Source organism: Streptomyces sp. Ac-502 (assembly GCF_045222935.1).
In the GTDB taxonomy this organism is placed as follows: domain Bacteria; phylum Actinomycetota; class Actinomycetes; order Streptomycetales; family Streptomycetaceae; genus Streptomyces; species Streptomyces monomycini.
Window position 1 is genome coordinate 7,140,492 of record NZ_JBHFFO010000001.1, and the last position, 25,237, is coordinate 7,165,728.

The 25,237-nt window shown below is 73.1% G+C and carries 19 protein-coding genes and 2 pseudogenes; 6 read left to right on the forward strand and 15 right to left on the reverse strand.

Translation table 11 applies throughout. The annotated features are described in order from the left end of the window. Nucleotides 1-92: 92 nt before the first annotated feature. Together ACEXOX_RS32655 and pta are read right to left on the reverse strand one after the other, a co-directional pair. A complete protein-coding gene (locus ACEXOX_RS32655; protein ID WP_406524568.1) occupies nucleotides 93-1,304 on the reverse strand; it encodes an acetate kinase in 1,212 nt (403 codons plus the stop codon). Between the two features lie 43 nt (nucleotides 1,305-1,347). Then, nucleotides 1,348-3,447, reverse strand: a complete 2,100-nt coding sequence (pta, locus tag ACEXOX_RS32660; RefSeq protein WP_406524569.1) for a phosphate acetyltransferase — start codon at nucleotides 3,445-3,447, stop codon at nucleotides 1,348-1,350. 229 nt (nucleotides 3,448-3,676) lie between these two features. Between pta and ACEXOX_RS32665 the strand changes: the two genes are divergently transcribed. The 4 genes from ACEXOX_RS32665 to ACEXOX_RS32680 all read left to right on the forward strand — a co-directional run bounded on the left by ACEXOX_RS32665 (nucleotide 3,677) and on the right by ACEXOX_RS32680 (nucleotide 5,939). Continuing rightward, complete coding sequence (locus tag ACEXOX_RS32665; protein ID WP_406524570.1) at nucleotides 3,677-4,702, forward strand: ATP-dependent 6-phosphofructokinase; 1,026 nt, start codon at nucleotides 3,677-3,679, stop codon at nucleotides 4,700-4,702. 144 nt (nucleotides 4,703-4,846) lie between these two features. Beyond that, entirely contained in the window at nucleotides 4,847-5,266 is a 420-nt protein-coding gene (locus ACEXOX_RS32670; protein ID WP_406524571.1) for a phage holin family protein, read from the forward strand. After that, complete coding sequence (locus ACEXOX_RS32675; RefSeq protein WP_406524572.1) at nucleotides 5,263-5,679, forward strand: DUF3618 domain-containing protein; 417 nt, start codon at nucleotides 5,263-5,265, stop codon at nucleotides 5,677-5,679. The genes ACEXOX_RS32670 and ACEXOX_RS32675 overlap by 4 nt, the downstream gene beginning before the upstream one ends. Beyond that, nucleotides 5,679-5,939, forward strand: a complete 261-nt coding sequence (locus ACEXOX_RS32680) for a DUF4235 domain-containing protein (protein WP_406524573.1) — start codon at nucleotides 5,679-5,681, stop codon at nucleotides 5,937-5,939. Before ACEXOX_RS32675 ends, ACEXOX_RS32680 begins: the two co-directional genes overlap by 1 nt. Nucleotides 5,940-6,114: 175 nt before the next feature. Here ACEXOX_RS32680 and ACEXOX_RS32685 read toward each other — a convergent pair whose 3' ends face one another. The 7 genes and pseudogenes from ACEXOX_RS32685 to ACEXOX_RS32715 all read right to left on the reverse strand — a co-directional run bounded on the left by ACEXOX_RS32685 (nucleotide 6,115) and on the right by ACEXOX_RS32715 (nucleotide 14,589). Then, complete coding sequence (locus tag ACEXOX_RS32685) at nucleotides 6,115-6,420, reverse strand: hypothetical protein (protein WP_406524574.1); 306 nt, start codon at nucleotides 6,418-6,420, stop codon at nucleotides 6,115-6,117. 135 nt (nucleotides 6,421-6,555) lie between these two features. Beyond that, nucleotides 6,556-8,214 (reverse strand): catalase, encoded by a 1,659-nt coding sequence (locus tag ACEXOX_RS32690; RefSeq protein ID WP_406524575.1) that lies wholly within the window; start codon nucleotides 8,212-8,214, stop codon nucleotides 6,556-6,558. A 137-nt stretch (nucleotides 8,215-8,351) separates the two neighbouring features. After that, nucleotides 8,352-9,347: a YihY/virulence factor BrkB family protein gene (locus ACEXOX_RS32695; RefSeq protein WP_406524576.1), complete on the reverse strand. Its 996-nt coding sequence runs from the start codon at nucleotides 9,345-9,347 to the stop codon at nucleotides 8,352-8,354. Nucleotides 9,348-9,483: 136 nt separating this feature from the next. Further along, the gene (locus ACEXOX_RS32700; protein ID WP_406524577.1) at nucleotides 9,484-12,054 is read right to left on the reverse strand and encodes an ABC transporter permease; all 2,571 of its coding nucleotides are present in this window, start codon (nucleotides 12,052-12,054) and stop codon (nucleotides 9,484-9,486) included. Nucleotides 12,055-12,096: 42 nt separating this feature from the next. Next, nucleotides 12,097-12,879, reverse strand: coding sequence for an ABC transporter ATP-binding protein (locus ACEXOX_RS32705; RefSeq protein ID WP_238782652.1), 783 nt, complete (start codon nucleotides 12,877-12,879; stop codon nucleotides 12,097-12,099). Between the two features lie 200 nt (nucleotides 12,880-13,079). Then, nucleotides 13,080-13,792, reverse strand: a pseudogene (locus ACEXOX_RS32710) (DsbA family protein). 89 nt (nucleotides 13,793-13,881) lie between these two features. Further along, nucleotides 13,882-14,589, reverse strand: a complete 708-nt coding sequence (locus tag ACEXOX_RS32715; protein ID WP_406524578.1) for a helix-turn-helix domain-containing protein — start codon at nucleotides 14,587-14,589, stop codon at nucleotides 13,882-13,884. A gap of 222 nt (nucleotides 14,590-14,811) precedes the next feature. Between ACEXOX_RS32715 and ACEXOX_RS32720 the strand changes: the two are divergent. After that, nucleotides 14,812-15,378 (forward strand): annotated as a pseudogene (locus ACEXOX_RS32720) (hypothetical protein); the annotation flags it as partial. A gap of 452 nt (nucleotides 15,379-15,830) precedes the next feature. Then, nucleotides 15,831-18,935, forward strand: coding sequence for a WD40 repeat domain-containing protein (locus tag ACEXOX_RS32725; protein WP_406524579.1), 3,105 nt, complete (start codon nucleotides 15,831-15,833; stop codon nucleotides 18,933-18,935). A gap of 32 nt (nucleotides 18,936-18,967) precedes the next feature. On the opposite strand, the gene ACEXOX_RS32730 is transcribed toward ACEXOX_RS32725, so the two are convergent. From ACEXOX_RS32730 to ACEXOX_RS32755, 6 genes are all read right to left on the reverse strand, one after another. Then, on the reverse strand, nucleotides 18,968-19,696 hold the full coding sequence (locus tag ACEXOX_RS32730; RefSeq protein ID WP_406524580.1) for a S1 family peptidase: 729 nt from the start codon (nucleotides 19,694-19,696) through the stop codon (nucleotides 18,968-18,970). An 80-nt stretch (nucleotides 19,697-19,776) separates the two neighbouring features. Then, on the reverse strand, nucleotides 19,777-20,628 hold the full coding sequence (locus tag ACEXOX_RS32735) for a carbohydrate ABC transporter permease (protein ID WP_406524581.1): 852 nt from the start codon (nucleotides 20,626-20,628) through the stop codon (nucleotides 19,777-19,779). Nucleotides 20,629-20,632: 4 nt separating this feature from the next. Further along, nucleotides 20,633-21,550, reverse strand: a complete 918-nt coding sequence (locus ACEXOX_RS32740) for a carbohydrate ABC transporter permease (protein ID WP_406524582.1) — start codon at nucleotides 21,548-21,550, stop codon at nucleotides 20,633-20,635. After that, the gene (locus ACEXOX_RS32745) at nucleotides 21,547-22,911 is read right to left on the reverse strand and encodes an extracellular solute-binding protein (protein WP_406524583.1); all 1,365 of its coding nucleotides are present in this window, start codon (nucleotides 22,909-22,911) and stop codon (nucleotides 21,547-21,549) included. Before ACEXOX_RS32745 ends, ACEXOX_RS32740 begins: the two co-directional genes overlap by 4 nt. A gap of 63 nt (nucleotides 22,912-22,974) precedes the next feature. Continuing rightward, the gene (locus ACEXOX_RS32750) at nucleotides 22,975-23,673 is read right to left on the reverse strand and encodes a response regulator (RefSeq protein ID WP_406524584.1); all 699 of its coding nucleotides are present in this window, start codon (nucleotides 23,671-23,673) and stop codon (nucleotides 22,975-22,977) included. Beyond that, on the reverse strand, nucleotides 23,670-25,235 hold the full coding sequence (locus ACEXOX_RS32755) for an ATP-binding protein (RefSeq protein ID WP_406524585.1): 1,566 nt from the start codon (nucleotides 25,233-25,235) through the stop codon (nucleotides 23,670-23,672). The genes ACEXOX_RS32750 and ACEXOX_RS32755 overlap by 4 nt, the downstream gene beginning before the upstream one ends. Nucleotides 25,236-25,237: the final 2 nt, after the last annotated feature.

A 25,237-nucleotide genomic window follows, 5' to 3' on the forward strand; every position in this document is an offset into this window, starting at 1 on the left:
GGAGCGGAATTATTTGGGCTCGGGTGCCCGGGTACGGGGTGTCGGCCAGGCGTCGCGCGGGTGCCGGCGGCGCCCGGCGGGGGTGCCGGAGGTCAGTTGCTGACCAGGGCGTATGTCTGGCCGGCGATCTCCAGCTCCTCGTCCGTGGGGACGACGGCGACCGCGACCCGGGCGTACTCCGGCGATATCAGCCGCGCCTCGTCGGACCGTACGGCGTTCAGGTCGGCGTCCACCGCCAGTCCCAGCTCCTCCAGACCCAGGACCGCGGCCTCGCGCACCGGGGCGGCGTTCTCGCCGACGCCCGCGGTGAACGCCACCGCGTCCACCCGGCCCAGTACCGCGCTGTAGGCGCCGATGTACTTCTTCAGCCGGTGGATGTAGATGTCGAAGGCGAGCGCGGCGCGCTCGTCGCCCTCGTCGATCCGGCGGCGGATCTCCCGCATGTCGTTGTCGCCGCAGAGCCCGACCAGGCCGCTCTTCTTGTTGAGCAGCTCGTCGACCTCGTCCGCGTCCATCCCGGCCACCCGCTTGAGGTGGAAGACCACGGCCGGGTCGATGTCACCGGAGCGGGTGCCCATGACCAGGCCCTCCAGCGGCGTCAGCCCCATGGAGGTGTCCACGCAGCGGCCGCCGGCCACTGCCGAGGCGGAGGCGCCGTTGCCCAGGTGCAGCACGATGACGTTGACGTCCTCGGGCGCCTTGCCGAGCAGCTCGGCGGTCTTGCGCGAGACGTACGCGTGCGAGGTGCCGTGGAAGCCGTAGCGGCGGATGCGGTGCGCGTCGGCGGTCTCCACGTCGATGGCGTAGCGCGCCGCGTGCTCCGGCATCGTGGTGTGGAAGGCGGTGTCGAAGACCGCGACCTGCGGCAGGTCGGGGCGGAGCGCCTGGGCGGTCCTGATGCCGGTGATGTTCGCCGGGTTGTGCAGCGGCGCGACCGGCACCAGCCGCTCGATCTCCTTGAGCACCGCGTCGTCGATCACGGTCGGCTCGGTGAACTTCAGGCCGCCGTGCACCACCCGGTGCCCGATGGCCGCCAGCTCGGGCGAGTCCAGGCCGAGCCCGTCCGCGGACAGCTCGTCGGCGACCGCCTTCAGCGCCTCCTCGTGGTCGGCTATCCGCGCCTCGCGCTCCCGCTTCTCGCCGCCGGCGGCCAGCGGGGTGTGGGACAGGCGCGAGGTCTCCTCACCGATGCGTTCGACCAGGCCCACGGCGAGCCGGGAGCCGTCCTGCATGTCGAGCAGCTGGTACTTCACCGACGAGGAGCCGGAGTTGAGGACGAGGACGCGGGTGGCGTTGGCAGTCATGAAGCAGCTTTCGGTCGGTGGTGGGGGCGGGCGGCGCGGGGCCTCAGACGTCGGCGGCGGGCGAGCCGCCCGGTGCCGCACCCTGCGCCTGGATGGCCGTGATGGCCACGGTGTTGACGATGTCCTGGACGAGCGCGCCGCGCGACAGGTCGTTGACCGGCTTGCGCAGGCCCTGGAGCACCGGGCCGACGGCGACCGCGTTGGCCGAGCGCTGCACGGCCTTGTAGGTGTTGTTGCCGGTGTTCAGGTCCGGGAAGACCAGCACGGTGGCCCGGCCGGCCACCTCGGAGTCCGGCAGCTTCGTCTTGGCCACCGCGGCGTCCACGGCCGCGTCGTACTGGATCGGGCCCTCGACCAGCAGGTCGGGACGGCGCTCGCGGACCAGCTCGGTGGCCTTGCGCACCTTGTCGACGTCCGCGCCGGAGCCGGAGGTGCCGGTGGAGTACGACAGCATCGCGATCCGCGGCTCGACGCCGAACTGGGCGGCGGTGGCCGCCGACTGGATGGCGATGTCCGCGAGCTGTTCGGCGTCCGGGTCCGGGTTGACCGCGCAGTCGCCGTAGACCAGGACGCGGTCGGCCAGGCACATGAAGAACACCGAGGAGACGATCTGCGCGCCCGGCCTGGTCTTGATGATCTCGAAGGCGGGGCGGATGGTGGCCGCGGTGGAGTGCACCGCGCCGGAGACCATGCCGTCGGCCAGGCCCTCCTGCACCATCAGGGTGCCGAAGTACGACACGTCCGCGACCACGTCGTACGCCAGCTCGTAGGTGACGCCCTTGTGGGCGCGGAGCTTGCCGTACAGCTCGGCGAAGCGCTCGCGCAGCGGGGAGACCTGCGGGTCGATGATCTGCGCGCCGGCCAGGTCGATGGCGAGGTCGGCGGCGCGCTTGCGGATCGCCTCCTCCTCGCCGAGCAGCGTCAGGTCGCACACGTCGCGGCGCAGCAGTACGTCGGCGGCGCGCAGCACCCGCTCCTCGTTGCCCTCCGGCAGGACGACTCGGCGGCGGCCCGAGCGGGAGCGCTCGATCAGCTCGTGTTCGAACATCATCGGCGTGACGCGGCCGGAGCGGGCGACGGAGATCCGGTTCGTCAGCTCGGCGGTGTCCACGTGCCGCTCGAACAGGCCGAGCGCGGTCTCCGCCTTGCGCGGCGCCGCGGCGTTCAGCTTGCCCTCGACGGCGAACAGCTCCGCCGCGGTCGGGAAGGAGCCGCCGGAGACGGAGACGACCGGGGTGCCGGGCGCGAGGCGGTTGGCCAGCGCCATGATGTCGGGCCCGGGCCGCTCGTCCAGGGTCAGCAGCACACCCGCTATGGACGGGGCGCCGGCGCTGTGCGCGGCGAGCGAGCCGATGACCAGGTCGGCGCGGTCGCCGGGGGTCACGACCAGGCAGCCGGGGGTCAGCGCCTTCAGGAAGGTCGGCAGCATGGCGCCGCCGAAGACGAAGTCGCGGGCGTCGCGGGCCAGCCCCGAGTCGTCGCCGAGCAGCACCTCGGCGCCGAGCGCGTGCACGATCTGGCCGACGGTGGGCGCGGAGAGGGCGCCGTCCTCGGGGAGCGCGTAGCAGGGGACGGGCAGGTGGGCGGAGAGCTGCCCGGCGACGGCCGAGTGCTGCCCGGGCGCCACCCGGTTCACGATCAGGGCGACGACGTCGCAGCCCAGCGAGTGGTAGGCGCGGTAGGCGTTGTGGGCCTCGGCGCGCACCGACTCGGCCTCCTGTCCCTGGCCGCCGACGATCGGCAGCACCGCGGCGCCGAACTCGTTCGCCAGCCGGGCGTTGAGGTTCAGCTCGGCCGGCAGGCTGGTGGCCGCGTAGTCGGAGCCGAGCACCAGGACGTACTCGTGGTCCTTGGCCACCCGGTGGAAACGCTCGACGAGCTGGGAGACCAGCTCGTCGGTGCCCTGCTCGGCCTGGAGGCGGGCGGCCTCCTCGTAACCGAGACCGAAGACGGTCTCGGCGGGCTGGGAGAGCCGGTAGCGGGCCCGCAGCAGTTCGAACAGGCGGTCGGGCCCGTCGTGGACCAGCGGGCGGAAGACGCCCACCCGGTCCACATGACGGGTCAGGAGTTCCATGACTCCCAGCTCGACGACCTGGCGGCCGTCGCCGCGGTCGATACCGGTCACGTACACGCTGCGCGTCACGCGTGCTCTCCGATCCATCCGTCGCTTCGCAAGGTCAAATTTCCCGTTATGGTGAGCTTGCCCCTCTTGACAATACCTGCGGCTGTGGTTAAGCCGCCCCTCCAGTTTTACGCATGTGTCAGCGGGCAGCCGCAGTGGTGCCCGACGCTGTGAGAGCAACGCCGGCCGGCCCGTGAAACAATCGGACCGGCTCACAAGAACCAACAGCGAGCACAGGAGACACAGCACCATGCGTATCGGAGTCCTCACCGCGGGCGGCGACTGCCCCGGCCTCAACGCTGTGATCCGTTCGGTGGTGCACCGGGCCCTCACCGGCCACGACGACGAGGTCATCGGCTTCGAGGACGGATTCAAGGGACTGCTGGACGGCCGGTACCGCAAGCTCGACCTGGACGCCGTCAGCGGCATCCTGGCCCGCGGCGGCACCATCCTCGGCTCCGCCCGCCTGGAGCGCGCCCGGCTGCGCGAGGCATGCGAGAACGGCAAGGACCTGGCCCGTGAGTACGGCATCGACGTGCTCATCCCCATCGGTGGCGAAGGCACGCTCACCGCGTCGACGATGCTCGCCGACGCCGGTCTGCCGATCGTCGGTGTGCCCAAGACCATCGACAACGACATCTCCGCCACCGACCGCACCTTCGGCTTCGACACCGCCGTCGGCGTCGCCACCGAGGCCATCGACCGCCTCAAGACGACCGCCGAGTCGCACCAGCGGGTCATGGTCGTCGAGGTCATGGGCCGGCACGCGGGCTGGATCGCGCTGGAGTCCGGCATGGCCGGCGGCGCCCACGGCATCTGCCTGCCGGAGCGCCCCTTCGACGTGAACGACCTGGTCGCCATGGTCGAGGAGCGCTTCGACCGGGGCAAGAAGTTCGCCGTGGTCTGCGTCGCCGAGGGCGCCCACCCCGCCGAGGGCACGATGGACTACGGCCACGGCGCGATCGACCAGTACGGCCACGAGCGCTTCCAGGGCATCGGCACCGCCCTCGCCCGCGAGCTGGAGCACCGCCTCGGCAAGGAGGCCCGCCCGGTCATCCTCGGCCACGTCCAGCGCGGCGGCACGCCCACCGCGTACGACCGCGTGCTGGCCACCCGCTTCGGCTGGCACGCCGTCGAGGCCGCGCACCGCGGCGACTTCGGCCAGATGACCGCCCTGCGCGGCACGGACATCGTGATGAGCCCGCTGGCCGACGCGGTCAGCGAGCTGAAGACCGTGCCGGTGAGCCGGATGGACGAGACCGAGTCGGTCTTCTGACCCACCGCTTCCGCAGCTGTCGGCGCGCGTCCCCTGCCGGGGGCGCGCGCCTTTCGCGTGCCCGGCACCCGTACGGGCCATGGATCCGGTTAACCGGCCCGTGAGGAGGTACCCGGCGCGCAGGAGGAAGGAGGCGTGACCGGGATGAGCGATTCCGTGGATCACCGGACGGCCCGGCCGGACGGCAGGCCGGTCGGCGAACTGGTCACCCAGGCGTCGGAGCAGCTGGCCGGCCTGGTGCGTGACGAGATGCGGCTGACGCAGGCGGAGCTGGCCCGCAAGGGCAAGCGCTTCGGCGTGGGCGGCGGGCTGCTCGGCGGCGCCGGCACGGTGGCGTTCCTGGCGGCCCAGGCCCTGGTGGCGACCGCGATCATCGCGCTCGGGCTGGTGCTGCCGCTGTGGGCGGCGGGCCTGGTGGTCGTGGGCGCGCTGCTGGTGCTGGCGGCGGTCCTGGGGCTCCTGGGGCGGCAGCGGATCCGCCGCGCCACCCCGCCGGTGCCTGAGGAGGCCGTACGCAGCGTCCGGAAGGACGTCGAGACGATCAAGGAGAGGGCCCGGCGATGACCAGTGACCCCGGCAAGGACGGCACCGCGAGCCCGGCCGAACTGCGCGCCCGCATCGAGCGGACCCGGCAGGAACTCGGCGACACCGTCGCCGCGCTCGCCGACAAGGCCGACGTGAAGAGCCGCGCCCAGGAGAAGGCGGTCCGCGTCAAGGACCGGACACTGCACCGGACCGCGGCGGTCACGGACCGGATGGCCGGTTCCCCGGCCGTCCGCACGGCCGCCGTCGCGGGCGGCGCGCTGCTGGCCGGCGTCCTGGTGCTGCGCCGCCGCCGTACCCGGGCGCGGGTGCGTCCGTACCCGCTGCGTACGACACTGCGTAAGGAGCTGCGGACGAGGAAGAAGATCCAGCGCCCGCTCGCCAAGGCGCGCACCAAGGCCCGGCGGGCCTGCCGGAGCAAAGGACACCACTGATGATCAAACTTCTCTACAAGCCCCTGGGGATGGTGTTCGGCCTCCTCGGCGGGATGCTGGCCGGTGCCCTGTTCAAACGCCTGTGGAAGCTGGTCGGCGGCGAGCAGGACGCGCCGGACGCCACGGACGAGGAACGCCGCTGGCGCGAGGTGCTGCCCGCCGCCGCGCTCCAGGGCGCGACGCTCGCGGTGGTCAAGGCGGCCGTGGACCGCAGCGGCGCGGTGGCCGTCCGCAAGGCCACCGGCACCTGGCCGGGCTGAGCGCCGGTCCCGGCCCACCCCGTACGCCGCCGCCCGGTGCCGCCGTACGCCCGTACGGCGGCACCGGGCCGTACGTCCGCGTGCCCTACGTCCGCGTGCCGTACGTCCGCACGGCGCCGCGCTGTGCCCCCGCACGGCGGCAGGCGACCCGCACGGCGGCAGGCGAGCGGTCCGGTCACGGCCGGGGATTGGTGCGGTGCCACCGGGGGCGGGCGTCACCGCCCCGGCGGCCCGCGACGGACGCGCAGCGGGGGCACACCCGCTGGACGCGGTCCGCGGCCCCGCCGGACTCGGGGAGGATGTCGGGCCAGGCGATGTGCGGGAACCGCGCCAGCTGCGAGCGGCTGAGCGAGAGGCCGCACACCGTCTGGTTCAGCCCCTGCTCCCAGGCGTGCACCTCGCCCGCCGGCAGCCGTCGCCCGTCCTCGTCGTCCACCCACTGGCCCGATCCCGCGACCGCGTACCGCTTCGCCGCTGCCATGCCCGATCGTTCCTCCTCCCGTGGCGCCCCGCGCGGGAGGCGCGGGAGACCACCTCGGTGCACACACGGCACGGCCCCGCCGGATCGCCGGCGGGGCCGTGCCGCAGGGCGTCGTCCGTGCGTTCACCGTGCCCGTCAGGAGGCGACGGTATGCCGCTCGTCGGGTACGCAGTGGGTCATGGTCAGCCCGGAGACGTCCCGCGGCGGATTGTCGCCGAGGCGCGTCAGCCGCTCCCGGTCCTCGTCCGTCAGGTCCTGGCTCGCCAGCGGCTCCAGGTGGGCGACGTCCTTCGGGCCGATGCCCAGCCCCTCGCCGACCCGCAGCCCGAGGTCGTTGTCGACCAGCAGGAAGTGCCACACCATCCGCTCCTGGACCGCGCGGTCGGCCTGCGAGATCAGGTCGGTGAGGTTCTTCACCAGGTCGTCGCGCTCCCAGTCCTCCATCAGGCAGTACCGCTGGCCCGCCTGGAGGTAGTCGTTGGTGCGCGGGATGCGCTTGCGGGTGAGTCGGCCGTGGATCTCCGGCCCCTGCTCGTCGTGGGTCGGGTAGGTGCCTTCGCGCAGCCCGCCGGTGATCGACGGCTCGTAGTTGACCTCCGGGTTCTGCCCGTGCTGGTCCTGCTCGTACGCCATCAGGCCGTCGCGCTGGTTGGTGTGCACGGGGGCGTGCTTGGCGCGGTTGACCGGCAGCTGGAGGTAGTTCGGGCCGACGCGGTAGCGCTGGGTGTCGCTGTAGGAGAAGGTCCGTCCGATGAGCATCTTGTCGTCGGAGAAGTCCAGGCCGTCGACGAGGACGCCGGTGCCGAAGGAGATCTGCTCGTTCTCGGCGAAGTAGTTGTCCGGCATCCGGTCGAGCACCATCCGGCCCACCGGGCGGGGCGGGAAGTCCTGCTCCGGCCAGGTCTTGGTGTCGTCCAGCGGGTCGAAGTCCAGCTCCGGGTGGTCGTCGTCGCTCATCATCTGGACGACCAGCTCCCACTCGGGGTGGTCACCGCGCCGGACCGCGTCGTACAGGTCCTTCGTCGCGTGGCCCAGCTCCCCGGCCTGGACGGCGGCGGCGTCCGCCTCGGTCATGCTGCGCACGCCCTGCTTGGGCAGCCAGTGGTACTTGACCAGGACGGTGTCGCCCGTCTCGTTCACCCATTTGTAGGTGTTGACGCCGAAGCCCTGCATGTGCCGGTAGTCGGCCGGGATGCCGCGCGGGCTGAAGAGGTTGACCAGCATGTGCATCGACTCCGGCGTCTGCGACATGAAGTCGAAGATGCGGGCCGGCTTCTGCTCGTGCGAGACCGGGTCGGGCTTGAGGGCGTGGATGACGTCGGGGAACTTGATGGCGTCCCGGATGAAGAAGACGCCCAGGTTGTTGCCGACCAGGTCCCAGTTGCCGTCCTCGGTGTAGAACTTCACCGCGAAGCCGCGCGGGTCGCGGGCCGCCTCGGAGGAGTCCCGGCCGCCGATCACGGTGGAGAACCGTACGGCCACCTCGGTGCGCCGGCCGGCCTCCTGGAACAGTTTGGCCCGGGTGTACCGGCCGACGGGCTCGTCGCCCCACTTCCCGTAGCTCTCGAAGTAGCCGTACGCGGTCACCCCGCGGGCGTGCACGACCCGCTCCGGGATGCGTTCCCGGTCGAAGTGGCTGATCTTCTCGATGAACTGGTAGTTCTCCAGCGTGGCCGGCCCGCGCGCGCCGACCGTCCGCTGGTTCTGGTTGTCGTAGACCGGGTGGCCTTGCCGGTTGGTGAGCACCGGGCGGTCGTCGCCGGGTGCCGGTCCCTGGCTTGCTACGTCTGTCACTGCTCTCGGTTTCCTTCAGCACTCGAAAGGCGCTCGGGTCCGCGCCGCGGGTGGGCCCCGGAAGGTCAGGAGTACCCACTGGGGCGGTGGTGGTGCAGACGCTCACCTTTTTGGGGCAGTCCCGCCGGGCGGCGCTCTCAGTGGTCCGGTGACGGCTCCCGCTCCGTACGGTGGCGCCGGTGCGGCCGGCGCAGGCGGTCCGGCCAGGTACGGGTGTCCCGCGGCTCCACGTACGGCTCCTCGCGCGACGGGTGTCCCTCGGTGATCGCCCGCTGCCGGGCCAGCTCGGCGTCGAACTCCAGACCCAGCAGGACCGCCAGGTTCGACAGCCACAGCCAGACCAGGAAGATCACGACGCCCGCCAGGGTGCCGTACGTCTTGTTGTACGAGCCGAAGTTCGCGACGTACAGCGCGAAGCCCGCCGAGGCGGCCAGCCACAGCGCCACGGCCAGGAAGCTGCCGGGGGTCAGCCACCGCAGCCCCTGGTCGCGCACGTTCGGCGTGGCGCGGTACAGGATGGTGATCATCAGCACCACGAGCAGGACCAGGACGGGCCACTTGGCGACCGACCAGACCGCCAGGCCGGTGTCACCGATGCCCAGGCCGCGGCCCGCCTGCCGGGCCAGCGAGCCGGTGAAGACCACGATCACCGCGCTGGCGGCCAGCAGCACCATCAGTACGACCGTCACCCCGAGCCGCAGCGGCAGGGTCTTCCACGCCGGCCGCCCCTCCGGCAGGTCGTAGACGGCGTTGGCGGCCCGGATGAAGGCCGCGATGTAGCTGGAGGCCGACCACAGCGCGGCCAGCAGGCCCAGCACGGCCAGCACACTGCCCGTACCGGGACCGTGCTGGAGCTGGCGCACCGCGCCGCTCAGGATCTGCTGCGCGGCGTCCGGCGTGATCTCCTCCAGCGTGCCGAGCACGGCGTCGGTCGCCGACTTCCCGATCACGCCGAGCATCGAGACCAGCACCAGCAGCGCGGGGAAGAGGGAGAGCACCCCGTAGTACGTGAGGCCGGCGGCGCGGTCGTGGAGCTCGTCGTCCACGAACTCCTTGGCCGTACGCCGCAGTACGGACCACCACGAGTGGGCCATCAGCGTGGTGGGTTTCTCGGACGAGGATTCGGCTGCCATGCCGCTGCGGGTTGCCCTTTCGGGGCGGCCGAACCCTCGGCGTCCGGTTCTGCCGCCGGTACCGCGAAAGCGTCCGCCCCGTCCCTGGGGGAAGCGGGGCGGGGCGGACGGGCGGGAGGGGCAGGCGCCTTCGGGGTCACTGGGCGCCGATGGACTCCAGCATGTTCAGGCGGGCGGCGCGGCGGGCCGGCCAGGCGGCGGCGAGGACACCGACCACCAGGGCGATCGCCAGGAAGATGCCCAGCCGGTCCCACGGCAGGATCATCTCGTACGTCGGCATCGCGCCGGCCGCCATCTTGCCGCCGGCCCAGGCGAGGAAGACGCCCACGCCGATGCCGAGCACCGCGCCGAACAGGGAGATGACGACGGATTCCAGACGGACCATCTGCTTGATGCCGCCGCGGGCCAGGCCGATGGCGCGCAGCATCCCGATCTCACGGGTGCGTTCGAAGACCGACATGGCCAGGGTGTTGACGACACCGACCACCGCGATGATCACGGCCATGCCGAGCAGTCCGTAGACCATGTTCAGGACGGTGTCGATGCTGCCGGCGTTCTCCTTGCGCAGCGCGTCCTTGTCCTGGACCTTGAGCAGCGGGCTGTCGCCGAGGGCCTTGCGGATCTCCTTCTCCAGCCCGGCGTCGGGCCCGTTGACCGTCTTGACCAGGACCTTCTCGTCCTTGACGGGCTTGTTGTGCGGGTCGACCAGCGCGGTGGAGCCGAACATGTCGCCGACGGTGGCGTTGTCCTCGTAGACGCCGGCGATCTTCAGCCGGGCCTTCTCCTTCTTCTCCGTGCCGGTGAAGAAGCCGACCTCGTGGGTCTCGCCCGTCTTCCAGCGCAGCTTCTCCGCCCGGCTGCGGGAGACCGCGACCCCGCCGTCGCGCACGGCGTCCAGCGACCCGCTGACGAACCTGAGGTCGGTGACCTGGCCGAGGTGCGCGAGGTCGGTGCCGGTGAGCGAACCGTAGCCGTCGCCGCCGTCCGTCTCGAAGGCGGCCGAGCGCAGGGGCACCGCAGCCCGCACGCCCGGCAGCTGTCCGGCCTTCTTCGTCAGCTCGGGGTCCAGGCCGCGGAAGTTGGCCGTGCTGACCTGGTAGTCGGCGGTCAGGCCCTGGGCGGCCATCTCGTCCGAGGCGCGCTGGCCGGAGACGCCGGCGACCGTCATGCCGGTGATCAGGGTGAGGCCGATCATCAGGGCGGAGGCGGTGGCGGCGGTACGGCGCGGGTTGCGCAGCGCGTTCTCCTTGGCCAGCTTGCCGCTGATGCCGAAGACCCGGGTGGTGACCTTGCCGGCCAGCGAGACCAGCGGCCGGGACAGCAGCGGCGCGAGGATGATGACGCCGACCAGGGTGAGCGCCGAGCCCGCCATGGCGGGCGTGATGTCCTCGGCGTCCTTCAGGGTGGAGACGTAGAGCATGATCGCGACGCCGGCGGCGGTGACGACCGCGCCGATGGTGTTGCGCACGACCAGGCCGCGCAGCTCGGGCGCCGCGTCCACGGTGTTCAGCGCCTCGACCGGGGCGATCTTCGCGGCCTTGCGGGAGGGCAGCCAGGCGGCCAGTACGGTCACCAGCACGCCGACGCCGAGCGCGGACAGTACGGCGTTGGGGCTGATGACCAGCGGGCCGTCGGGGAAGCCGGCGCCGTTGGCGTTGAGCACGGCGCGCATGGTGACCGCGATGCCGGTGCCGAGGGCGAAGCCGACGACGGAGGAGACCAGGCCGAGCAGGCCGGCCTCGGCGAGCACCGAGCGCACCACCTGACGGCGGGAGGCGCCGATCGCCCGCATCAGCGCGATCTCGCGGCTGCGCTGGGAGATGAGCATGGTGAAGGTGTTGGCGATGATGAAGATGCCGACGAACAGCGCGATACCGGCGAAGACCAGCAGCGTCTTGCTCATCGCCTGGTTGCTCTGCTCGACCATCTTGGCCTGGCCGGCGGCGAGCGCGGCGCCGCTGGTCGCCGTCGCGCGGTCCTTCGGCAGCAGCTTCTCGACCGCGGCGGTCAGCGCCTTCTCGTCGGTGCCGGGCTTGGCGGCCACCACGAGTTCGTCGTACTGGCCGGGGTGCACGAACAGCTTCTGGGCGGTGGCGGTGTCGAACAGCGCGAGGCTGCCGCCCGCGGTGACCTGCGGGTCCTCGGAGTGGACGATGCCGACGAGCTTCTTGTGCAGGGCCGGTCCGTTGGTGGCGAAGCGCACGGTGTCGCCGAGCTTCAGGCCGCTCTTCTCGGCGGTGGCCTGGTCCAGGGCGATCTCACCGGCCGCGGCCGGGCCGTGGCCCTGGACGACCGGGTAGCGGCTGTCCTTGCCGTCCGCGCCCGGCTGGTAGTTGGTGGCCACGTTCTGCCAGTCGCGGCCGATCGGCTGGTTCTCCTTGTCGGCGACGGTGGCGCGGCCTTGGACGTTGGCGTGCACGGCGGCCACGCCCGGCAGCGAGCGGACCTGGTCGGCCAGCCGGTCGGTGAGCAGGGTCGTGCGGTTCTGCCCGTCCTCGGGGATGGGCGGCGCGTCGCCCGAGGTGGCCTGTACGGAGACGGCCACGTCCTGGTAGCTCTTGGCCGAGGCCTTCTTGACGGCCTCGCCGACCGTGTCGCTGAAGACCAGGGTGCCGGAGACGAAGGCCACGCCGAGGAGGACCGCGAGCGCGGTCATCATCAGGCGGGCTTTGTGCGCGAGCACGTTGCGCAGGGCGGTTCGGAACATGGTGGTGGTGTCAGTCCTGGGGTGAGGGGGCGGCGGCGGGCGTCAGCTCGTACGGTTCTTGGCGTCGAACAGCCGCATCCGGTCCAGGACGGCGTCGGCGGTCGGCTCGTACAGTTCCTCGACGATGCGGCCGTCGGCGAGGAAGATCACCCGGTCCGCGTAGGCGGCGGCGACCGGGTCGTGGGTGACCATGACGACGGTCTGCTGCATCGCCCGTACGGACTCGCGCAGGAAGCCCAGGACTTCGGCGCCGGAGCGGGAGTCGAGGTTGCCGGTCGGCTCGTCGGCGAAGATGATCTCGGGCTGGGAGGCCAGCGCGCGGGCCACCGCGACGCGCTGCTGCTGGCCGCCGGAGAGCTGCGCGGGCCGGTGCTTGAGCCGCCCGGACAGGCCGACCGTCGAGACGATGCGGTCCAGCCAGTCCCGGTCGGGCTTGCGGCCCGCGATGTCCATGGGCAGCGTGATGTTCTCCAGCGCGGTGAGCGTCGGCAGCAGGTTGAACGCCTGGAAGATGAAGCCGATCTTGTCGCGGCGCAGCTGGGTCAGCTTCTTGTCGTTCAGACCGGTCAGCTCGGTGTCCCCGATCAGGGCCGAGCCGGACGATATGGAGTCCAGGCCCGCCATGCAGTGCATCAGCGTGGACTTGCCGGAACCGGACGGTCCCATGATCGCGGTGAAGCGGGCCCGGCCGAACTCGACGGACACCTGGTCCAGCGCGACCACCTGGGTCTCACCCTGCCCGTAGACCTTGCTCAGGTCCGTGGCACGGGCGGCGACGGCCGCGGTGGCTCGGGCGGGGGCGGGGAAAGCGGCCGCGTGGGACACGGGTGAACTCCAGGGAAGGGGACGGGCGGGGTCGCCGGGGCGGTCGGGCCCCGGCGGAACACCGGGCTCCACGGGGCCGGGAGGGCCCTGGGAGGCAGGTGGGTGGTGCAGTCCCATTCTTCGTGGTCCGGGGTCCTCGATGCCTCAGTCCGAAGGGGTGAAAGCGGTACCGGCCGGAAGTCCGACCTGGGCAGGGGCCGTCATCCCGTAGGGGGACACCCGTCCGACTTGTGGCCGACACAAGGAAGGGCCCCGGCGGCCGGTTCGGGTCCGAAGTCCGGTGCGGCGGCTGGGCGGCGCAGCTCGTGGAAGCCCGGTACGGAAGCCAGCTTCAGGACACCGTCCCACAGCCGGCCCGCCGCCTCTCCTCGCGGAGCGGGGAGACCACCGGCCCGAAGAAGGCCACCCCGTCCACCGCGACGACCGGCGTGCCGACGTCCGTTCCGACCAGGGCGACGGCGCGTGCGTGCGAGGACCGGATCACCGCGTCGTACTCCGTGGTCCACGCCGCCGCGGCCACCTCGCGCGGCAGCCCCGCGTCCGACAGCGCGCGCTCGATGCCGTCCCACTCGCCCCGGTGGTGCAGCCGGATGCCGAGCGCCCGGTAGAAGCGGCCCAACGCCGCGTGCCCGTACCGCTGTTGCACCGCCGCACAGGCCCGTACCGGCGCCCACAGGTACGCGCCCCACTCGCCGTCCGGGTCCTCGGGGTTGACCTCCCTGCCCTCGTTGAGCACTTGGAGACTCATCAGCCGCAGCCGTACCCCGACCGGGCGGACCCGGGTCACTTCCCGGAGCCACTGCGCGGCGATCCAGGTGTACGGGCAGACCGGGTCGAACCAGAAGTCCGCGGTGACCTCCGCCGTGACCTCCGTCGTGACCTCTGCCGTGACCTCTGCCGTGGCCTCCGTCATGCCCCCGGAGCCGTCGGCTGTCCCGCCCGCTGTCCCGTCTGCCGCCCTGCCCACCGCGCCGCCCTCCCCGCCGTAGGGACCGGACGCGGTCAGCCACCGCCGGTGCGCGCCCAGAACGTCTCCAGGATGCCATCGAGGAACGTCTGCCCGGCCTGCCCCGACGCGTCGGCGCTCCCGCCGCCGCCCCAGTTCAGCGAGGCGGTCATCAGCCCCTGGTAGTCGCCGTGCAGCCCGCGCAGCGCCGCCTGCACACGCGGCTTCGGCAGCGGGACGAGCTTGGCGACCGGCCGCACGTACGCCTGCCAGCGGGTCGTCGCGGCACTGCGCAGCAGTTCGGTGAGCCTGGCGTCGCGGCCGGTCAGCCGGGTCAGCGCGCGGGGCGGCAGCCGCAGCGCCTCGGCCAGCCCGGCCGCCTGCCGGTCGTTGCCGGACCAGGTACCGGCCGCCTCCATCCGCGCGTACGCGGCGGCGTCCATCCCGATACGCAGCGCCAGGTCGTCCGCCGCCATGCCGCGCGCGAGCCGGTGATCGCGCAAGGACCGCGGCGCCGCGAGCAGTTCGCCGGGCGCGCACCACAGGGCCCCGGCCAGCGCGGTCAGCTCGGCCTGCGAAGGGGACGCCTCGCCCCGCTCCCAGGCGGCCACGGCCGCGGGCGACACCCGCAGCCCGTACGCCGCCCAGAGCCCGTACGCGACATGCGCGTGCGTCATGCCGAGCGCCTCGCGCAGCCGCCGCGCCGCCGCTGCGTCGAACGGCGGCCCGGACGGGCCACCGGTGGGGTGCGTGGTCACCGGCACACGGTAGGGGCGGCGGCACCGGCGCACCTATGGTGCGGAGGTACAGGAAGCGAAGTCGTAGGAAGCTACGGCTGCCCGGGGCGTCGGGGCCGCTTGCGGCGCGAGGACACGTGGTACTCGCACCACCCTCGTTCGCCACCCCGACCGCCCCGGAGAGCACGACTGTGCAACGCCGTGGAGTTGTCCGAAAGTGCAGCTCGTCCGGGACAAACAAGTCGGACAATGGGAGATCGGGCCGCGGGGGCGGCCCCGGCGCAGGAAGAAGGTGGCGGGGATCGCAGGGGGAGGGCAGCACAAGCCCCGGCTGGGACGGCCCGAACGCCCGGTGGACCCGCAGGCCGGGCCGGTGGAGCGGCTGGCCTGGGAGCTCCGGCAACTGCGGCAGCGGGCCGGGACGCCGAGCTATCGCACGCTCGCCAAGACGGCGCACTATTCGGCCAGCACCCTGGCGGAGGCGGCCAAGGGGAGCGGCTGGCGACGCTGGACGTCGTGCTGGCCTACGCCCAGGCGTGCGGCGGGGAGCGTGCCGAGTGGGAGGCGCGGTGGCGGGCGGCCGCCGGGGCCGGCGGCGACGAACCGGTCACGGCACGGTGCCCGTACCCGGGGCTGGCCGCCTTCGAGGCCGCCAACGCCGCCGAGTACTTCGGCCGGGCGACCCTCACCAAGGAACTGGCCGGGCGCGTCGAACAGCACGCGCTCACCGTGGTCTTCGGCGCCTCCGGAAGCGGCAAGTCCTCCCTGCTGCGGGCCGGACTGCTGCCCTACCTCGGCGCGCACTGGCACCCCGTACTGCTGACCCCCGGGGCGCGGCCGCTCACCGCCCTGGCGGCGGCCGTGGCCCGCCTGGTGGCGGAACCCGGCCCGCCGGGCGACGGAGGCCCGGCCGCCGACACGGTCGCCGCGGTGGGGGAGGCGGCTGCGGCGGTGGGGGCTGTGGGGGAGGGAGAAGGTGCGGGGGGTGATGGGGCCGGGGGGACGGCTGAGGCCGCGAGTACGGGCGGCTCCGCGCGTACGGACGCATCCCCGGGCACGAGCGAGGGCGACGCGGGCACGGGCGAGGGCGACGCCGGCACGGACGAGGGCGACGCGGACACGGACGAGCAGGCGCGTACGGACGACGGCCCCACCCCCACTTCCGAAGCCCCCGCTCCCGAAGCCCCCGCCCCTGAAGCCCTCGCCCCCGAAACCCCCGCCCCTGAAGCCCCCGCCCCTGAAGCCCCCGCCACCCCCTCCGCCGCAGCATGGACGACGACCCCGCCGCGCTCGACCTGGCCCTGCGCACCTGGCTCGCCGCGCGGCCCGACACCACCCGCGCGCTGCTGGTCGTCGACCAGTTCGAGGAGGCCTTCACGCTCTGCGCCGACGAGGCCGAGCGCACCGCCTTCCTCGGCGCGGTGGCCGGCCTGGCCCGCTCCGACGACCGGCGGATCCGGCTGGCCGTCGGTATCCGGGCCGACTTCTACGCGCGCTGCTTCGTCCACCCGGGGCTGGTCGCCGTGCTGCGTACGGCCGCCCAGCTGCCCGTCGGGCCGCCCGGCCGCGCCGAGTTGCGGGACATCATCGCCGAGCCCGCCGTCCGGTCCGGCGTCCAGGTGGACGCCGACCTGGTGGAGGCGGTGCTGGCCGAGGCGGCCGGCCAGCCGGGCGCGCTGCCGCTGGTCGGGCACGCGATGCGCGAGGCGTGGCAGCGGCGGAGCGGCGACACGCTGCGGCTGGCGGACTACCGCGCCACCGGCGGGATGCGCGGCGCCGTCGCGCAGACCGCCGAGCGGATGTACGAGGAGGCCGCGCCCCGGCAGCGGGACGTGATGCGCGCGGTGTTCCTGCGGCTGACCGCGCTCGGCGAGGGGACCGAGGACACCCGGCGCCGGCTGGCCCGCCGCGAACTGGACGGCCTGGCCGAGCCGCGGGAGATCGACGGGCTGCTGCGCAAGCTGGCCGCCGCCCGGCTGGTGGTGCTGTCCGACGGGACGGTCGAGGTGGCGCACGAGGCCGTGATCCGGGCCTGGCCCCGGCTGCGGCGCTGGCTCGACGAGGACCGGGAGGCGCTGCGGACCCACCGCAGACTCACCACCGCCGCCGAGGCGTGGCACGAACTGGGCCGGGACGCGGGCGCGCTGTACCGGGGCGCGCAGCTGGCCGGCGCGCAGACCTGGGAGCGGGTGCACGGTGCCGCGCTCAACGCCCTGGAACGGGACTTCCTGCGCAGTGCCACCGGCGCCGACCGGCGGCGGGGCCGCCGCGCGCGCTGGCTCACCGCCTCGCTCGGCGCCCTGCTCGTCCTCGCGCTGATCGCGGCGGGCATCGCGTTCGAGCAGCGGGCGGACGCCGAGGCGCAGCGCCGGATCGCGGTGTCCCGGCAGTACGCGGCGGAGGCCGCCGAGCTGCGCCGGGAGCAGCCCCAGGCGGCGGCGCTGACCGCGCTCTACGGCTACCGGCAGGCGGCGACGGTCGAGGCGCGGGGCAGTCTGCTGAGCGCCTACGGCGCGTTCCGCGCCAACCAGTTCACCGGCCACACCGGCGTCGTGACCGCGGTGGCCTTCAGCCCGGACGGCCGCACCTTGGCCACCGGCTCGGTGGACCGTACGGTCAAGCTGTGGGACACCGCCACCGACCGGCTGCGCGGCACTTTGACCGGCCACATCGGCCCGGTCTACGCCCTCGCCTTCAGCCCGGACGGCCGCTTCCTCGCGACCGCCGGGGACGACACCACCGTGCGGCTGTGGGACGTCGCCGAACGCCGCCTGCTCGGCGTGCTGGAGGGCCCTTCGGGCCGGGTGATGTCGCTGTCCTTCTCCCGGGACAGCCGCACCCTCGCGTCCGGCAGCACGGGCGACGCGGTGCGGCTGTGGGACGTCGCCTCGCGGCGCCCGGTCGCCGATCTCACCGGGCACCAGGGCAATGTGACGGCGGTGTCCTTCTCCCCGGACGGGAAGGTCCTGGCGTCGGCCGGTGACGACCGTACGGTCCGGCTGTGGGACGCGCGCACCCACCGGCCGCTGGCCACCCTCACCGGGCACGTCCAGCCGGTGTTCGCGCTGGCGTTCAGCCCGGACGGGCGCAGCCTCGCCAGCGGGGGCGGGGACCGTACGGTGCTGCTGTGGGACGTCGCCGGGCGGCGCCGGACGGGCGAACTCACCGGTACGGCCGACCGGATCACGGCCCTGGCCTGGTCGCCGGACCGCCGTACCCTCGCCGTGGGCAGCTACGACGGCATCGTCCGGCTGTGGGACGTGAACCGCCGGCACGCGCGGGAGAAGTTCACGGCGCGCGTGGAGTCGGCGAGCGCGCTGTCCTACGCGCGGGGCGGCACCGCCCTGGCCGCGCCCGCGGACGACGACACGGGCACGGTCCGGCTGTGGCGGGCCGCCGGCCACGGGCGGGAGCGGCTCGGCGGCCGGCAGGGCGGGATCACCTCGGTCGCGGTGTCCCCGGACGGCCGGACCATCGCCGCCGCGGGCAGCGAGCTGACGCTGTGGTCCGCCGACCGGCCGCAACCCCTGCGGTCGCTCGACGCACCGCCCGGGGTCATCACCAGCCTGGTGTTCTCGCCGCACGGCGATGTCTTCGCGTCCGTGCACGCCGACCGTACGGTCCGGCTGTGGGACGTGCGCTCCGGCCGGCTGCTCGCCGTTCTGCGCGCGCACACCAACACCGTGCGGGAGGCGGCTTTCTCGAAGGACGGCAAGCGGCTGGCCACCGTCGGGGACGACCGCCGCCTGTTCCTGTGGGACGTGGCGAGCCACCGGCGTACGGCCGGGCGCCAGCTCTCGGGCAACGGCTCCACCGTCACCTTCGCACCGGACGGCCGGAACCTGGCGGTCACCGAGAACGCCGGCAACCGAAGCGTCGTACGGCTGTGGGACGCGGCCACCCTCGAAGAGACCGCCCGGTTCACCGGCCGTTCCTACCCTGTCTTCGCCGCCGCCTTCGCCGACGACGGCAAGACCCTGGCCACGTCCGGTACGGACCACGACATCCTGCTGTGGGACGTCCCGGGGCGCCGCCTGGCCGCCACGCTGCGCGGCCACTCCAGCAGCGTCGCCTCGCTGGCGTTCAGCCCGGACAGCCGCTTCCTGGCCTCGGGCGGCGACGACGACACCGTACGCCTGTGGGACGTGGCGGCCCGCGCTACGACGGCCGTGCTGTCCGGGCACACCGGCAGCGTGCTGTCCCTGTCGTACTGGCCCGGCGGCCGGTCGATGGTCAGCGGCAGCGCGGACGGCACGGTGCGGGAGTGGTCCGTCGATGTCGGGGACGCGGCTGAGAACATCTGCCGGCTGAGCCGGGAGGGCCACTGGGGGCAGACGGCGCGGGGCGTGCCGGAGGACTGGTACTGCCGGTGAGCGCCGGTCCGCGCCCGCCCGCCCGGGTTTCGTCAGTGCAGAGTGAGGCCGAACGCCTGGAGCACCGGAAGGACCGGCTGGAGGTAGGTGGTGCCGCCGGAGGCGCAGGTGCCGCTGCCGCCGATGGCGAGGCCGACGGCGGAGCTGCCGGAGACGGCGGGGCGGCCCGCCGCCGTACCCGGCTCGGTGCAGGCCGACGTCCGCGCGAGCCCGGACACGGTGCCCTCCGGGTAGGTCACGCTGACGTTCACGGCGTCCACCCGCCCGCAGCGCTGACCGGTCGCGGAGCCGGGCAGGCACACCGACTGGCCGACGACGGGCCGCGCGGCGCCGGTGATGTCCAGGTACCGGCCGCCGCCGAGGTCGACCTCGCCGGGGTAGGAGACGGCCGGGTTGGTGTAGCGGACGAGGGCGTGATCCTCGCCGGGGAAGCGCACGGCTTCGGTGACGCCGACGTGCACGGTACGGGCCGCGTCGGCGTACCAGTCCCGGGCGCCGCCCACGCACCGGCCCTCCATGATCGCGTAATAGGTGCCGCCCTTGGTGGCGTTGAAGCCGACGGTGCAGCGGCCGGACGCGCTGAACAGGACGTTGCCACCGCGGACCGCCGTCGCGGCGGCCGTACGGGACGGGCCGGTCTCCGGGACGGCACCGGCCGGCGGCGCGGCGGCCAGGAGGGCTGACGCGGCGGTGGCCAGGGCGGCCAGGGCGGCTGCCAGGGAGCGGAGCGCCGCGGCGGATCTCGGCGCCAGCAGGGACACCGGTCCCGGTCCCGGCCCCGGTCCCGGTATCGGTCTTGGTATCGGTCTCGGTCTCACGGTTCCTCCTCGGGAGGGACGGGTCAGCCCTTCACCGCGCCGCTCAGCGCGAACCCGCCGCCCAGCCGGCGCGAGATCAGCACGTACAGCAGGACGACCGGTGTCGAGTACAGGATCGAGAACGCCGCCAGCTGGCCGAAGGCGATGGCGCCGTAGTTGCCGAAGAAGGTGAAGATGCTGACGGAGGCGGGCAGTTGCTCGGGGGACAGGAGCAGCAGGAACGGGACGAAGAAGTTGCCCCACATGATCGCGAAGGTGTAGATCGTCACGACCGTGACACCCGGCCCCGTCAGCGGCAGGATCACCCGCCACAGCGTCTGGAACCAGGACGCGCCGTCGGTCCAGGCGGCCTCTTCCAGGACCCGGGGGATGCCGTCCATGAAGTTCTTCATCAGCCAGATGGCGAACGGGAGCTGGGAGGCGGCGAGGAACAGCGCGGTGCCGTACACGGTGTCGATCAGGTTGACCTGCACGAACAGCGCGTACACCGGGACCATGACCGCGGTGATGGGCAGACAGGTGGAGAACAGGACGGTCAGCAGGTACGGGCGGCTGAACCGGGAGCGGTAGCGGGACAGCGGGTAGGCCGCCAGCGCCGCGCAGGCGACCGTCAGGGCGGTGGCGCTGCCGCACAGCACCAGGCTGTTGAGCATCGGCGTGAAGGTGATCTCGTCCGTCAGGACCGCCGAGAAGTTGTCCAGCGACGGTGACCCCGGCACCCGGACCCGCAGTGTCGCCTCGGTGTCCAGCGAGGAGAGCACCAGCCAGGCCAGCGGTACGGCGAAGGCGGCGGCCACGGCGAGCAGCGCCGCGTCGGCGGCGAGGCGGCGCCGGGTGCGGCGGGTCAGCAGGGGCCGGGCACGGGAGGCGCGCACCGCGTCACACCTCCTCGCGCAGCAGACGCAGATAGACGACGGAGAAGAGGGCGCCCACCACGAGCAGCAGCAGGGCGACGGCGGTGCCGTACCCGATCAGCGACTTCAGGAACGCCTGGTCGTACATGAACACCGGCAGGGTCTGGCTGCGGCTGCCGGGCCCGCCGCGGGTCATGGCCCAGATCAGCCCGAACACGGAGAGCGTCTGGAGGGTGTTGAGCATCAGGTTGGTGCCGATGGAGCGGCGGATCATCGGCAGCGTCACGTGCCACAGCCGCTGCCGGCCGCTCGCCCCGTCCACCTCCGCCGACTCGGTGACCTCCTGGGGGATCTCGGAGAGCGCGGCCGAGTAGATCAGCATCGAGAAGGCCGTGCCGCGCCAGACGTTGGCGAACGACACGGCCAGGATCGGCAGCGTGAACAGCCAGTTCTGCGAGGGCAGATGCAGCCAGTCCAGGATCGCGTTGAGCGTGCCGCGCCGCTCGAAGAAGGTGTACAGCAGGAAGCCCGCGACGATCTCCGGCAGCACCCAGGCGGTGAGGACGACCGCGCCGGTGACCGTACGGGCGGGCTTGGACGCGCGCCGCATCAGCGCGGCGAGCGCCAGGCCCAGCGTGTTCTGGCCCAGGATCGAGGAGATCAGGGTGAAGACCAGGGTCAGGACGACGGCGTTCAGGAAGGCGGGGTCGCCGAAGGCGTGCCGGAAGTTGTCCAGGCCCACGAAGGAGGCGGACTCCTGGCCGGTCAGCTGCATGTCGGTGAAGGCGATGTAGACGCAGTAGCCGATGGGCCCGGCGAGGAAGAGCAGCAGCAGGACGGTCGCGGGGGCCAGTGGTGACCAGCGGAGCAGGGCCGTGCGGCGGGGCCGGGCGCCGCGGCCCGCCGTGCCGTACGCGGTGGTCGTCGTGGCGGCGCGGCTCATGGCTTGGCGACGACCTGTCCGTCCACGACGGACTTCAGCTGCTCGTCGTAGTCCGCGGCCGCCTTCTCCGGCGTCGCGTCACCGGAGGTGACCGCCTCCATCGCCTCGCCGATCGCCGCCGAGACCTTGGGGTAGACGGGCAGCGCCGGACGGTACTGGCTGACCCGCACCAGGCCGGTGAAGAAGTCGATGCCCGGGATGGACTTCAGGTACGCGGGGTCCGCCGCCACGTCCTTGCGTACGGCGACCTGGGCGCCGCGCACACACCACTCCAGCGCGTTGTGCCGCGTCTGGAGCGTCTCGATCAGCTTCCAGGCCAGGTCGGGCTGCTGCGCCTGCCGCGGTACGGACCAGGTCCAGCCGCCCGCCAGGCTGACCCGGCCGGGCGCGGCTCCGGTCTGTGTGGGGAACGCCGTCCGGCCCAGCACCGCCGGCCACTCGGGCCACGGCTTGCCGCCGCCCTTCGGCTGCCACTGCTGGCCCAGCCACGAGCCGTCCAGGTTGATCGCGAGCTTCTCCTCGGGCATCAGCTCGGTGGCGACGTTCGTCTGGATGTTGGGGCTGAGCGCGTCGGACACGTCGGGGCCCAGTTTCTCCGCGTACACGGTGCGGATGAACTCCAGGCTGTCCCGGAAGCCCTTGCTCCCGGTGACCCACTTCTTCGTCGCGGGGTCGTAGAGCTGGTCCTTGCCCGTGCCGTACAGCAGCATCTCGAAGCCCTGCATCACGGCGGCCTCGCCCGCCCCCTTGCCGGTGTAGACGTTCAGGGGGATGACGCCCGGGACCTTGCGCTTGACGGCGCGGGCCGCGTCCAGCACCTCGTCCCAGGTCTTCGGCCGCCAGTCCTGCGGCAGCCCGGCCTTCTTGAAGATGTTCTTGTTGAACCACAGGCCGCGGGTGTCCGTGCCGTCCGGCACGCCGTACGTCTTGCCGTCCTGGGCCCGCGCGGCGGCCTTCGCGGCCGGCTCGAACTGTTTCCAGTCCGCCCACGTGGCGAGGTGGTCGTCCAGCGGGCGCAGCAGCCCGGCGGTGATGTCCGAGTTGATCAGGAAGGTGTCCTCGTAGACCAGGTCGGGGGCGGTCTTCGGGGAGCGCATCATCTGCTGGATCTTGGCGTAGTAGTCGTTCTCGGACGCCTGGATCGGGATCAGCTTGACCTTCTTGCCCGGGTTGGCCTTCTCGAACGCGCGGGCCACCGTCTCGATGTAGTCGTCCCGGACCGTCACCTTGGTGTTGGTGTCCTTGATGAACGCGACCTCGACGGTGTCCTTGTCGCCTCCCGAGCCACCGCCGCAGGCGGTGAGCGCGCCCGCGGCCAGCGCGGCGGCGGTGAGCCACGTCATCGGAGCGGTGCGGCGCACGGCATGACCTCCAACTAGCCACGGCTGGCTGCCCGGTGACCGTAAGTCAGGGATAAGGGGAGGTCAATGCCCCATCCAGCGGTACCGCAATTCCGGACGGCCCACCTGGCCGTACTGCGGGGCGCGGGCGGCCCGCCCCGTGTCGACGAGATGTTCGAGGTAACGGCGTGCGGTGATACGGGAGATACCGATCTGCTCGGCGGCCGCGGTGGCGCCGAGACCGCCGGGGGCGGCGCGCAGCGCGTCGGTCACCAGGCGCAGGGTCGCCGCGGTCAGCCCCTTGGGGAGCGCGGCGGGCTGCGGCGAGCGCAGGGCCGCGAGGGCCCGGTCCACCTCGTCCTGCCCGCTGGCCTCCCCGGCGGCCGCGCGGAAGGCCGCGTACCGCAGCAGCCGGTCGCGCAGCGTGGCGAACGTGAACGGCTTCAGCACGTACTGCACGACGCCGAGCGAGACACCCTCCCGGACGACGGCCAGATCACGCGCCGAGGTGACGGCGATGACGTCGGCGCCGTACCCGGCCGCCCGCAGCGACCGGACGAACGCCAGACCGTGCCCGTCCGGCAGGAAGAGATCCAGCAGGATCAGATCGACGCGGTGCCGGTCCAGGTGCCGCCGGGCCCCGGCGACGGAACGCACCGTCCCCGACACGGCGAACCCCGGCACCCGGCCCACGTACAGGGCGTGGGCGTCCGCCGCCACCGGGTCGTCCTCGACGACGAGCACCCGCAGCGGTGGCGCGGCTTCCGTGTCCGGCCCGGTCATCCGGCGGTGTCCGCCCCGGCAGGGACCCGCAGCGGCAGACGTACCGTGAACTCGGCGCCGCCCCCGGACACCTCACCCACCCGTACGGTCCCGCCGTGCCGTCGCACGGCCTGCTGTACCAGCGCCAGCCCCAGCCCCCGGCCCGCGCCGCCCTTCGTGCTCCATCCCCACCGGAACACGTCCTCGGCGTCCGCCGCTCCCCGTACGCCGCCGCCGTTGTCCGCCACCCGCAGCAGCAGTTCCCCGCCGTCGGCCAGCGCGGTGACCCGCACCCGGGCGCCCTCCGGCGCCGCCTCGATCGCGTTGTCCAGGAGATTGCCGAGGACGGTGACCAGGTCGCGCGCCGGCAGGGACGACGGCAGCACGCCGTCGTCGATCCGGCTGTCGGCGGTCAGCTCCAGCTCGACGCCGTGCTCGTTGGCCTGCGCGGCCTTGCCGAGGAGGAGGGCGGCGAGGACGGGTTCGGCGACCGCGCCGACGACCTGGTCGGTCAGGGCCTGGGCCAGCTCCAGTTCGGCGGTGGCGAACTCCACGGCCTCGTCCGTACGGCCCAGCTCGACCAGGGAGACGACGGTGTGCAGCCGGTTGGCGGCCTCGTGCGCCTGCGAGCGCAGCGCCCGGGTGACCCCGCGTACGGAGTCCAGTTCGCCGGAGAGGGCCTGGAGTTCGGTGTGGTCGCGGAGGGTGACGACGGTGCCGCGCCGTTCGCCGCCGGAGACCGGCGAGGTGTTGACGACCAGCACCCGGTCGTCGGTGAGGTGGAGTTCGTCGGTGTGCGGGGCGGGGGAGAGGAGGGTGTCGGTGAGGGGCGCGGGCAGGCCGAGCCCGGTGACGGGGCGCCCGACGGGGTCGCCGCACAGGCCGAGGAGTTCGCGCGCGCCGTCGTTCAGGAGCGCCACCCGCCGCTGCCCGTCCAGCATCAGCAGCCCCTCGCGCACCGCGTGCAGCGCCGCCTCGTGGTAGTCGTGCAGGCGGCCCAGCTCGGCGGCGTTCATGCCGTGGGTGTGCCGGCGCAGCCGCGCGTTGACGAGGTACGTACCGAGTCCGCCCAGCACGAGCGCGCCGGCCGCGACGGCGGCCGGTGTCAGGACCTCCTGCCGCAGTCCGTCGCTGATGGTGTCGACGGTGATGCCGGAGCTGACCAGGGCGACGACGCGGCCGCCGGCCTCCCGGTCCCGTACCGGCGCGATCACCCGTACGGACGGGCCGAGCCGGCCCCGGTAGGTCTCGGTGTGGGTCCGGCCGACCCGCGCCTCCTCGGTACGTCCCAGGTAGGTGCGGCCGATGGCGGACGGTTCGGGATGCGTCCAGCGCTTGCCCGACGGGTCCATGACCACGATGAAGTCGACCCCGGCGTCCCGCCGCAGCCGCTCGGTGTACGGCTGGAGCTCCGCGGTGGGGTCGGCCGAGCGCACCGCCCGCGCCACCGCCGGCGCGTCGGCGACCGCGGCGGTCACCGCCGTCGTCTGCCGCCGCGCGGTCTCCTCGGCCTGCCGCCCGGCGCTCACGTACGCGAAGACGGCGTACCCCGCGACCACCACGCCGACCAGCACCACCTGCACCG